We start from the raw sequence: 1,222 nt of genomic DNA, 5'->3' as shown, positions 1-1,222 counted from the left end.
GCCTGGACGCCCTCAACGAGGCCTGGGGCACCGCCTTCTGGAGCCAGCAGCAGAGCAGCTGGTCCACCGTCGGCGACGCCGTGCCGCGTCCGGGTGACGGCCAGCAGAGTACGGCCGGGCGCGGGCCCGTCCAGGACGGCCAGGTCCTCCAGCACCGCCTCCGGGTCCTCGGGCAGCAGGACGGTGCGGTCGTCGGGGCGGGCCGGGTCGGCGGTCTCGACCCGGCCGCGCGGGGCGCCGTCGCGGGTGAGCAGGTAGAGCCGGCCGCGCCGGACGGTGGCGGTGGTGCGGGCGTCGGCGGCGAGCCTCAGCACGGTGAACCGCGGCCGTTCCGGGCCGGTGGCGGCGAGGTCGGCGAGCCGGACCTCGGTGCCGGGCGAGGCACCGGCGGTGGCGGTGACGATCAGCCAGCGGCCGTCCTCGCTGACGGAGACGGCGTAGAACTGCCGCGGGTCGCGGCCCTCGCCGAACACCGGGACGTCCTCGGCCGGGTCGGTGCCGACCCGGTGCAGCCAGACCCGCCGGTGGTAGCGCTCCTCCCCCGGGTGCAGCTCGGGAGGCAGCCGCCGCACGTAGTAGAACGCCCCGCCGCCGGGCAGCCAGGCGATCGCCGAGCGCCGCAGCCGGTCGACCGGGCCGTCCAGCACGGCGCCGGTGGCGACGTCCAGCACGTGCAGCACGGAGTCCTCGGTGCCGCCGGTGGAGGTCTGCACGGCGATCCGGGTGCCCTCCCGGGACGGCGCCCAGGCATCGAGCACGGTGCCGCCGGACGGGTCCAGGGCGAGCGGGTCGAGCAGGGTGCGGTCGGCGCCGTCCTCGGTGACCACCAGGGCGGGCCGGTCGGCCCCCGGCCGGGCACGGGTGTGGAACCGCCGTCCACCGCAGGTGACGGGGGCGCTGACCGAGCCGGTGTCCAGCAGGCCGGTCAGGGTGCGGCGCAGCTCCGCGAGGCCGGGCCAGCCGGCCCGGTGCGCGCGGAACAACTCCTCCTGCGCGCGGCACCAGGCGACCGTCGCGGGGGCGGCGGCGTCCTCCAGCTCCCGGTACGGGTCGGCGATCCGCAGGCCGTGCAACTCCTCGACCAACTCCCGCCGCGGCGCGGTCGGGTACGCGGGCGGAGCGGTCACGGTCGATGCGGTCACGGCAACTTCCTTGGTAGTGGGGGGTAGCTCATGGGGGCGCGTGGGGGCACCTCCCAGCTTTCGGCCGAAGGCCGGGAGGT

The 1,222-nt window shown here is 77.3% G+C and carries 1 pseudogene; it reads right to left on the bottom strand.

Annotated elements, in window-relative coordinates:
- Window positions 1-1,142: pseudogene (locus ABZ641_RS38260) on the bottom strand (S9 family peptidase); the annotation flags it as partial.
- Window positions 1,143-1,222: the final 80 nt, after the last annotated feature.

The sequence above is a fragment of the Kitasatospora sp. NPDC007106 genome (assembly GCF_040634455.1).
Classification (GTDB): domain Bacteria; phylum Actinomycetota; class Actinomycetes; order Streptomycetales; family Streptomycetaceae; genus Kitasatospora; species Kitasatospora arboriphila.
This window is presented reverse-complemented; position numbering and strand designations above follow the sequence as displayed.